General features: G+C 60.8%; 6 protein-coding genes. 4 read left to right on the top strand and 2 right to left on the bottom strand.

The features are described 5' to 3' along the window. Nucleotides 1-152: 152 nt before the first annotated feature. The 3 genes from gltB to hemE all read left to right on the top strand — a co-directional run bounded on the left by gltB (nt 153) and on the right by hemE (nt 7,406). Nucleotides 153-4,598, top strand: a complete 4,446-nt coding sequence (gene gltB, locus GJU48_RS01910) for a glutamate synthase large subunit (protein ID WP_094949288.1) — start codon at nt 153-155, stop codon at nt 4,596-4,598. A 112-nt stretch (nt 4,599-4,710) separates the two neighbouring features. After that, nucleotides 4,711-6,129 carry an FAD-dependent oxidoreductase gene (locus GJU48_RS01915; RefSeq protein WP_094949287.1) on the top strand — a complete coding sequence of 473 codons (1,419 nt, stop codon included), beginning with the start codon at nt 4,711-4,713 and terminating at the stop codon, nt 6,127-6,129. 209 nt (nt 6,130-6,338) lie between these two features. Then, entirely contained in the window at nt 6,339-7,406 is a 1,068-nt protein-coding gene (hemE, locus tag GJU48_RS01920) for a uroporphyrinogen decarboxylase (RefSeq protein ID WP_094949284.1), read from the top strand. A gap of 143 nt (nt 7,407-7,549) precedes the next feature. Here hemE and GJU48_RS01925 read toward each other — a convergent pair whose 3' ends face one another. Beyond that, nucleotides 7,550-8,761 carry an MFS transporter gene (locus GJU48_RS01925; protein ID WP_371917644.1) on the bottom strand — a complete coding sequence of 404 codons (1,212 nt, stop codon included), beginning with the start codon at nt 8,759-8,761 and terminating at the stop codon, nt 7,550-7,552. A gap of 181 nt (nt 8,762-8,942) precedes the next feature. Here GJU48_RS01925 and GJU48_RS01930 point away from each other — a divergent pair, with 181 nt between their 5' ends. Next, nucleotides 8,943-9,836 carry a LysR family transcriptional regulator gene (locus GJU48_RS01930; RefSeq protein WP_094949282.1) on the top strand — a complete coding sequence of 298 codons (894 nt, stop codon included), beginning with the start codon at nt 8,943-8,945 and terminating at the stop codon, nt 9,834-9,836. A 208-nt stretch (nt 9,837-10,044) separates the two neighbouring features. Here GJU48_RS01930 and GJU48_RS01935 read toward each other — a convergent pair whose 3' ends face one another. Continuing rightward, a complete protein-coding gene (locus GJU48_RS01935) occupies nt 10,045-10,494 on the bottom strand; it encodes a hypothetical protein (protein ID WP_094949281.1) in 450 nt (149 codons plus the stop codon). Nucleotides 10,495-10,512: the final 18 nt, after the last annotated feature.

Below are 10,512 nucleotides of genomic sequence, written 5' to 3' on the forward strand. Positions count from 1 at the left end.
TCGTCGCTAAATTTGTGAGCGTTCGTGTCGGTGTGTACAATGACCTCCCTTTTGCCCCCGCTAAGCCGGCGTACGTTCGGCGTGGAAGGTAACCGGTTGAATTAAAAAGAAATTTGCCTCGGTATAAGAGGCAGCCTGGTGAGAAAGTGTCTATGAAAGCAGGTCTGTACCAACCCGATGAATTCAAGGATAACTGCGGTTTCGGCCTGATAGCCCACATGCAGGGCGAGCCCAGTCATACCCTTTTGCAAACGGCCATCGAGGCCCTGACCTGCATGACCCACCGCGGTGGGATCAACGCCGACGGCAAGACCGGTGACGGTTGTGGCTTGCTGATTCAAAAGCCCGACCAGTTCCTGCGCGCTGTCGCCAAAGAGCAATTTTCGGTCGACCTGCCCAAGCAATACGCCGTGGGCATGGTTTTCTTCAACCAGGACCCAGTCAAAGCCGAAGCCGCTCGCGAGAACATGAACCGCGAGATCCTCGCTGCCGGCCTGCAACTTGTCGGCTGGCGCAAAGTGCCGATCGACACCAGCGTGCTCGGCCGCCTGGCCCTGGAGCGCCTGCCGCAGATCGAACAAGTGTTCATCGCAGGTAGTGGCCTGAGCGACCAGGACATGGCGATCAAGCTGTTTACCTCGCGTCGTCGTTCGTCAGTGTCCAACGCCTTGGATACCGACCACTACATCTGCAGCTTTTCGCACAAGACCATCATTTATAAAGGCCTGATGATGCCGGCGGATTTGACCGCCTTCTATCCAGACCTGAGCGATGAGCGCCTGCAAACCGCAATCTGCGTGTTCCACCAGCGCTTCTCCACCAACACCCTGCCGAAATGGCCGCTGGCCCAGCCATTCCGCTTCCTCGCCCACAACGGCGAGATCAACACCATCACCGGCAACCGCAACTGGGCTGTGGCCCGTCGCACCAAGTTCGCCAACGACTTGATGGACCTCGAAGAGCTCGGCCCGCTGGTCAACCGTGTGGGCTCCGACTCCTCCAGCATGGACAACATGCTCGAGCTGATGGTCACCGGCGGCATTGACCTGTTCCGTGGCGTGCGCATGATCATTCCGCCAGCGTGGCAGAACGTCGAGACCATGGACCCGGACCTGCGTGCGTTCTACGAGTACAACTCGATGCACATGGAGCCGTGGGACGGCCCGGCCGGCGTGGTAATGACCGACGGCCGCTACGCGGTGTGCCTGCTCGACCGTAACGGTCTGCGCCCGGCGCGTTGGGTCACCACCACCAACGGTTTCATCACCCTTGCGTCGGAAATCGGCGTATGGGACTACAAGCCTGAAGACGTTATCGCTAAAGGCCGCGTAGGCCCTGGCCAGATCCTGGCCGTGGACACCGAAACCGGGCAGATCCTCGACACTGACGCCATCGACAACCGCTTGAAGTCGCGTCACCCGTACAAGCAATGGCTGCGCAAGAACGCCCTGCGCATCCAGGCGACCATGGAAGACAACGACCACGGTTCGGCTTTCTATGACGTCGACCAACTCAAGCAGTACATGAAGATGTACCAGGTCACGTTCGAAGAGCGCGACCAAGTGCTGCGCCCGCTCGGCGAGCAAGGCTACGAGGCGGTCGGCTCCATGGGCGATGACACGCCGATGGCCGTGCTGTCCCAGCGTGTGCGCACGCCATACGACTATTTCCGCCAGCAGTTCGCCCAGGTGACTAACCCACCGATCGACCCGCTGCGCGAAGCCATCGTGATGTCGCTGGAAGTGTGCCTCGGTGCCGAGCGCAACATCTTCCAGGAGTCGCCTGAGCACGCCTCCCGCGTGATCCTCAGCTCGCCAGTGATCTCGCCAGCCAAGTGGCGTTCGTTGATGACCCTGGAGCGCCCAGGCTTCGACCGCCAGATCATCGACCTGAACTACGACGAGAGCCTCGGCCTTGAAGCCGCTGTGCGTAACGTCGCCGATCAGGCTGAAGAAGCGGTGCGTGCCGGTCGTACCCAGATCGTGCTGACTGACCGTCATATCGCTCCAGGCAAGTTGCCGATCCACGCTTCCCTGGCGACCGGTGCGGTGCACCACCGCCTGACCGAAAAAGGCCTGCGTTGCGACTCCAACATCCTCGTCGAAACCGCCACAGCCCGCGACCCGCATCACTTTGCGGTGTTGATCGGTTTCGGCGCCTCGGCGGTTTATCCGTTCCTGGCGTACGAAGTGCTCGGTGACCTGATCCGTACCGGTGAAGTGCTGGGCGACCTCTACGAGGTGTTCAAGAACTACCGTAAAGGCATCACCAAGGGCCTGTTGAAGATCCTGTCGAAGATGGGTATCTCCACCGTCACGTCCTATCGCGGCGCTCAATTGTTCGAAGCCATCGGCCTGTCTGAAGAAGTCTGCGAGCTGAGCTTCCGTGGCGTGCCGAGCCGCATCAAGGGTGCGCGTTTCGTCGACATCGAAGCCGAACAGAAAGCCCTGGCCGCCGAAGCCTGGAGCGCGCGCAAGCCGATCCAGCAAGGCGGCCTGCTCAAGTTCGTGCACGGTGGCGAATACCACGCCTACAACCCGGACGTGGTCAGCACCCTGCAAGCCGCTGTGCAGCAGGGCGACTACGCCAAGTTCAAGGCATACACCGTGCTGGTGGATAACCGCCCGGTGTCGATGATCCGCGACCTGTTCAAGGTGAAAACCCTGGACACGCCGCTGGCCATCAGCGAAATCGAGCCGCTGGAATCGATCCTCAAGCGCTTCGACTCCGCGGGTATTTCCCTCGGCGCCTTGTCGCCTGAGGCCCACGAAGCCCTGGCCGAAGCCATGAACCGCCTGGGTGCGCGTTCCAACTCCGGCGAAGGCGGTGAAGACCCGGCGCGCTACGGCACTATCAAGAGCTCGAAAATCAAGCAGGTTGCGACTGGCCGTTTCGGTGTAACCCCGGAATATCTGGTCAACGCCGAAGTGTTGCAGATCAAAGTCGCCCAGGGCGCCAAGCCCGGTGAAGGCGGCCAGCTGCCAGGCGGCAAGGTCAACGGTTTGATCGCCAAGCTGCGTTATGCGGTGCCGGGTGTGACCCTGATTTCGCCGCCGCCGCACCACGACATCTACTCGATTGAAGACTTGTCGCAGCTGATTTTCGACTTGAAACAAGTCAACCCGCAGGCGCTGGTCTCGGTGAAACTGGTAGCCGAAGCCGGCGTGGGCACCATCGCCGCTGGCGTGGCCAAGGCCTATGCCGACCTGATCACCATCTCCGGCTACGACGGCGGCACCGGCGCTTCGCCGCTGACGTCCATCAAGTACGCCGGCGCGCCGTGGGAACTGGGCCTGGCTGAAACTCACCAGACCCTGCGCGGCAACGACCTGCGCGGCAAAGTCCGTGTACAAACTGACGGCGGCCTGAAAACCGGCCTCGACGTGATCAAGGCTGCGATCCTCGGCGCCGAAAGCTTCGGCTTCGGCACCGCGCCAATGATCGCCCTGGGCTGCAAATACCTGCGCATCTGCCACCTGAACAACTGCGCCACCGGCGTCGCGACTCAGAACGAGAAGCTGCGTAAGGATCACTACATCGGCACCGTCGACATGGTGGTGAATTTCTTCACCTACGTCGCCGAAGAAACCCGTGAGTGGTTAGCCAAGCTGGGCGTGCGCTCGCTGGAAGAGCTGATCGGGCGTACCGATCTGCTGGAAATCCTCGAAGGCCAGACTGCCAAGCAACAGCACCTGGACCTGACGCCGCTGTTGGGCAGCGATCACATCCCGGCAGACAAGCCGCAATTCTGCCAGGTGGAGCGCAACCCGCCGTTCGACAAAGGCTTGCTGGCCGAGAAGATGGTCGAGATGGCCAGCGCCTCGATCAACGACGCCAGCGGTGGCGAATTCGCCTTGGATATCTGCAACTGCGACCGCTCCATCGGCGCACGCATCTCCGGCGAAATCGCGCGCAAGCACGGCAACCAAGGCATGGCGAAAGCGCCGATCACCTTCCGCTTCAACGGCACTGCGGGCCAGAGCTTCGGCGTGTGGAACGCCGGCGGCCTGCACATGTACCTGGAAGGTGACGCCAACGACTACGTGGGCAAGGGCATGACCGGCGGCAAGCTGGTGATCGTTCCGCCTAAAGGCAGCATCTACAAGACCCAGGACAGTGCCATCATCGGCAACACCTGCTTGTACGGTGCCACCGGCGGCAAGCTGTTCGCCGCCGGTACGGCCGGTGAGCGTTTCGCCGTGCGTAACTCCGGTGCCCACACCGTGGTGGAAGGCACTGGCGATCACTGCTGCGAGTACATGACCGGGGGCTTTGTCGCGGTACTGGGCAAGACCGGTTACAACTTCGGTTCGGGCATGACCGGCGGTTTCGCCTACGTGCTCGACCAGGACAACACCTTCGTCGACAAGGTCAACCACGAGTTGGTCGAGATCCAGCGGATCAGCGGTGAAGCCATGGAGTCCTACCGGAACCACTTGCAGCACGTGCTGGACGAATACGTCGAGGAAACCGGCAGCGAATGGGGGCGTAACCTCGCTGAAAACCTCGATGATTACCTGCGTCGTTTCTGGCTGGTCAAGCCCAAGGCTGCCAACCTGAAATCGTTGCTTTCCAGCATCCGTGCCAACCCGCAGTGATATGCGCCTGAACAGTTTGATGAGGTTTTAACATGGCTGCTGAAACGTTGCTTTCCAGCATCCGTGCCAACCCGCAGTGATATGCGCCTGAACAGTTTGATGAGGTTTTAACATGGCTGAACGTCTGAATAACGACTTCCAGTTCATCGATGTCGGGCGCAAAGATCCGAAGAAGAAACTGTTGCGTCAACGCAAGAAAGAGTTCGTGGAAATCTACGAGCCCTTTAAACCCCAGCACTCGGCCGACCAGGCCCACCGCTGCCTGGGTTGCGGTAACCCGTATTGCGAATGGAAGTGCCCGGTGCACAACTTCATTCCCAACTGGCTCAAATTGGTGGCTGAGGGCAACATCCTCGCCGCCGCCGAGCTGTCGCACCAGACTAACACCCTGCCGGAAGTCTGCGGCCGGGTGTGCCCGCAGGATCGTCTGTGCGAGGGTGCTTGCACCCTTAACGACGGCTTCGGCGCGGTGACCATCGGTTCGGTGGAGAAGTACATCACCGACACCGCGTTCGCCATGGGCTGGCGCCCGGACATGTCCAAGGTCAAGCCGACCGGCAAGCGTGTCGCGATCGTTGGAGCAGGCCCGGCGGGCTTGGGCTGCGCCGACGTGTTGGTGCGTGGCGGCGTGACCCCGGTGGTGTTCGATAAGAACCCGGAAATCGGCGGTCTGCTGACCTTCGGCATCCCCGAGTTCAAGCTGGAAAAAACCGTACTGAGCCACCGTCGCGAAGTGTTCACCGGCATGGGTATCGAGTTCCGTCTCAATACCGAAATCGGTAAAGACATCACCATGGAGCAACTGCTCGCCGAATACGATGCGGTGTTCATGGGCATGGGCACCTACACCTACATGAAGGGCGGCTTTGCCGGTGAGGACCTGCCGGGCGTTTACGACGCGCTCGACTTTCTGATCGCCAACGTCAACCGCAACCTGGGCTTTGAAAAGTCGCCGGAAGATTTCGTCGACATGAAAGGCAAGAAGGTTGTGGTGCTCGGCGGTGGTGACACCGCGATGGACTGCAACCGCACCTCGATCCGCCAGGGCGCCAAGTCGGTGACCTGTGCGTACCGTCGTGACGAAGCCAACATGCCCGGCTCGCGCAAAGAGGTGAAGAACGCCAAGGAAGAAGGCGTGAAATTCCTCTACAACCGCCAGCCGATCGCCATCGTCGGTGAAGACCGTGTCGAAGGCGTGAAGGTGGTCGAGACCCGTCTCGGCGAGCCGGACGCCCGTGGCCGTCGCAGCCCTGAGCCGATCCCGGGTTCCGAAGAGATTATCCCGGCTGACGCCGTGGTCATCGCCTTCGGTTTCCGCCCAAGCCCGGCGCCGTGGTTCGAGCAGTTCGAAATCCAGACCGACAGCCAGGGCCGTGTTGTAGCCCCGGAACAAGGCCAGTACAAGCACCAGACCAGCAACCCGAAAATCTTCGCCGGTGGCGATATGGTTCGGGGTTCTGACCTGGTGGTAACCGCGATCTTCGAAGGGCGTAATGCCGCTGAAGGGATCCTGGATTACCTGGGCGTCTAAGCCCGGCTAAGCCGCACACAAAAGCGGGCGTGTTCTTTACGGACCTTACATCAGATACACCGAGGCGATGCTACGAGTCAACGAAGAGGCTCAAGTGCGAGGTCCAATCACCGCGACAAATTGACCCGATAGACAAAAGGCACGGCTCACTCCGTGCCTTTTGCGTCGCGCTCTGAGAAAATGCCCGTACTTTTTTTGCGGATGCCGACATGACTGCCCTCAAGAACGACCGTTTCCTTCGTGCCCTGCTCAAGCAACCCGTAGATGTCACGCCCGTGTGGATGATGCGTCAGGCCGGTCGCTACCTGCCGGAATACCGCGCCAGTCGCGCCAATGCCGGCGACTTCATGAGCTTGTGCATGAACCCGGAGTTCGCCTGCGAAGTCACGATGCAGCCGCTGGACCGCTACCCACAACTGGACGCGGCCATCCTTTTCTCCGATATCCTCACCATCCCTGACGCCATGGGCCAAGGCCTGTACTTTGAAACCGGCGAAGGCCCGCGTTTCAAGAAAGTCGTCAGCACCCTCGCCGACATCGAAGCCCTACCGATCCCTGATCCGCACAAAGACCTCGGTTACGTGATGGACGCCGTCAGCACCATCCGCCGCGAGCTGAATGGCCGTGTGCCGCTGATTGGCTTCTCCGGCAGCCCATGGACCCTGGCCACCTACATGGTCGAAGGCGGCTCGTCGAAAGACTTCCGCAAGACCAAGGCCATGCTCTATGACAACCCACAAGCCATGCACCTGCTGTTGGACAAACTGGCCCAGTCGGTGACCAGCTACCTCAACGGCCAGATCATGGCCGGTGCGCAAGCGGTGCAGATCTTCGACACCTGGGGCGGCAACCTGTCGTCGGCGGCGTACCAGGAATTCTCCCTGGCCTACATGCGCAAAATCGTCAGCGGCCTGATCCGCGAACACGAAGGCCGCAAAGTACCTGTGATCATGTTCACCAAAGGTGGTGGCCTGTGGCTGGAAAGCATCGCCGACGCCGGTGCCGATGCACTCGGCCTGGACTGGACCTGCGACCTCGGTGACGCGCGCAGCCGCGTTGGCAACCGGGTGGCGCTGCAAGGCAACATGGACCCCACCGTGCTCTACGCCAAGCCGGAAGCGATCCGCACCGAAGTCGGCCGCATCCTGGCCAGCTACGGCAAGGGCAGCGGGCACGTGTTCAACCTCGGCCATGGCATCACGCCGGAAGTGAACCCGGAACATGCCGGCGCGTTCCTGCGCGCGGTGCATGAGCTGTCGGCGCAGTACCACGAGTAATGAAAAAGCCCGGCAGTGCCGGGCTTTTTATTAGGGTGTACACAAAACAAATGTAGGAGCTGGCTTGCCTGCGATAGCGGTGGTGAATTCACTACCGCTATCGCAGGCACGCCAGCTCCCACATACAGCAAATCGCGTCAGGCCTATACATTCCCCAGCGGCGCCAGCTTCGCCAGCTTCAACGCCACCAACAGCGCGCCAATCAACAGCGCCACGATAAACCCACCAATCCCATTCCACCCGGCAAAATGCCAGAAGAACCCACCCGCCGTACCCGCAATACTCGAGCCCACGTAGTAGCAGAACAAGTACAGCGACGACGCCTGCCCCTTGGCCTTGACTGCGCGGCGGCCGATCCAGCTGCTGGCCACCGAGTGGGCGCCGAAGAAGCCGAAGGTAAAGATCAGCATGCCCGGCACCACCAGCCATAGCGGGGTGAACAGTGTCAGTAACATCCCCGAAAGCATCAGCACGATGGTGCCCCACAACACACGACGACGGCCGAGCCGATCAGCCAGTGAGCCGATTTTCGCCGAGCTGTAGATGCCCGAGAGGTACACCAGCGACAGCAGGCCGACCAGGGCTTGGCTTAATTCGTAAGGCGAAGCCAGCAGGCGATAGCCGATGTAGTTGAACATCGTCACGAACGCACCCATCAGCAGGAACGCTTCGAGGAACAACCACGGCAGGCCCGCGTCCTTGAAGTGCATGACAAAGCCATCCATCAGGTTGCGTGGCTTGAGGCTGCTGGCGCGGAAGTTGCGCGACTCGGGGAGGATCTTCCAGAACACCGTGGCCGCGATCAGCGCCAGGGCGCCGATGATCAGCGTGGCGGTGTGCCAACTGACGAAGTCGATCAGCACGCCCATGATCAGGCGCCCGCTCATGCCACCAATCGCGTTGCCGCCAATGTAGAGCCCCATGGCCAGGCCGATGTGTTGCGGGTGAATCTCTTCGCTCAGGTAGGTCATCGCTACAGCGGCCAGACCGCTCAGTGACAAACCCACCAACGCGCGCATCAGCAGAATCCCTTCCCACGTCGGCATCAAGCCACTGGCGATGGTCGCCAGCGCGGCACAGAACAACGCGGACACCATCACGGGCTTGCGCCCCAGCCGGTCGGAAATCGGCCCGGTGATCAGCAATCCCAAGGCAAGCATCGCCGTGGCAACCGACAGGATCAGGCTGCTTTGCGCCGCATTGATGGAAAACTCGTGGGACAGCGCCGGCATCATCGGCTGCACGCAATACAGCAGCGCAAAGGTCGCAAACCCACCGGAGAACAGCGCCAGCACGGTGCGCATGAACATCGGCGTGCCTTTTTCGATGAACTGCTCGTTGAGCTGTGCCACCACCTCATCTAAGGCGGTAGGTGGGACGTCTTGAGCAGATGGAGCGACAGCAGATTTCACGGGGACCTCGGCGAGGGAAAGCCTGCCAGGACTGGCAATGCAAAAAAGAATATAGCTGCCTAATGATTCTTTCCAATATATTATTCGACCTGTTTGATAGCTTTAACGACCTAATGAGGTTTGCATGGAATTGCGTCACCTGCGGTACTTCATCGCCGTCGCCGAAGAGCTGCATTTTGGCCGTGCCGCGCAGGTACTGGGCATCTCGCAACCGCCGCTGAGCCAGCAGATTCAGGCGCTGGAGCAAGAGGTGGGCGCGCGCTTGTTTGAGCGGACCAATCGTCGGGTCGAGCTGAGTGAGGCGGGGCGGTTGTTCCTGCACGAGGCGCGATTAGTGCTGGCGCAGGTAGACAAGGCGGCGGACGTGGCCCGGCGCGCGCAGTTGGGCGAACTGGGGGAGTTGAAGATTGGCTTCACCTCGTCGGCGCCGTTCAATTCCAGCATTCCGCAGGCGATCTTTGCGTTTCGTCAGGCGTTCCCGGCGGTGCACCTGAACCTGCAAGAGATGAGCAGCACCGAAGTGGCCGAGTCGCTGGTGGATGAGTCGATCCAGGTCGGGCTTATGCGGCCGCTGCCGTTGCCCGACTCGCTTAGCGTCATCGAACTGATGCGTGAGCCTCTGGTCGCCGTACTGAATGCCGGCCACCCGCTGGTGGAAGGCAGCGAGCGCGGTTTGCACCTGGCGCAACTGGCGCAGGAGCCGTTTGTATTCTTCCCACGCACCTATGGCAGTGGCCTGTATGCGCAACTGCTCAGCCTGGCCCGTGACGCCGGCTTCAGCCCGCACTTCGCCCAGGAAGCCGGAGAGGCGATGACCATCATCGGTTTGGTGGCGGCGGGGTTGGGTGTGTCGGTGCTGCCGGCGTCTTACCAGCGCATACGCATTGATGGCGTGGTGTATCGCACGCTGCTCGATCAGGAAGCAGTGACGGCCGTGTGGCTGGTGCAACGCAAAGGCGCGCAAACCCCGATGGCCAAGGCGTTTGTGGAACTTCTAACCCGTAAGGCGTTGGTATGACGGGCGAATAACCTGTGGCGAGGGAGCTTGCTCCCTCGCCACAGGAAAGCGGGTGTATCAGTTCTGCTTCGACGTCCCCGTCTGCTCAAACAACTGCGCCGCCGACCCCCGGGCGTTTGTGGAACTTCTAACCCGTAAGGCGTTGGTATGACGGGCGAATAACCTGTGGCGAGGGAGCTTGCTCCCTCGCCACAGGAAAGCGGGTGTATCAGTTCTGCTTCGACGTCCCCGTCTGCTCAAACAACTGCGCCGCCGACCCCGGCTCATTCGCGCCATTGCTGCGCAAACCCGCCATGATGTCGCTGTCCAAGTTGTTCACCCAGCGGTTGTAGTTGCGATGGATCTTGCCGTCCTTGTAGCCCAGGTCGCGGCTGTCGCGGTAGGTGATGGCGTAGCTGTTGCGGGTGTAACGGATGTCGATGGCGGCGTAGTACTGGTTACGCACGGTGATTTCGGCCTGCACCAGTTGTGGGCTCAGGCGTTGCACGGTCCACTCGCGTTTTTGCAGGGCGTTGACGATGACCTGCTTCATTTTGTCTTCGCTGACCTGGGTGTCGGCCGGCAGCGCGTGCTGGGTGTTGAGCACCGGTTTGTTGGTGCAGCCGGCGGTGGTCAGCAACGCCAGGGTGATCAGGGTGGCGCGTAGCAAGGAAGACATTCCGTTTTCTCCAATCGA

The organism is Pseudomonas sp. IB20, from assembly GCF_009707325.1.
Classification (GTDB): Bacteria; Pseudomonadota; Gammaproteobacteria; order Pseudomonadales; family Pseudomonadaceae; genus Aquipseudomonas.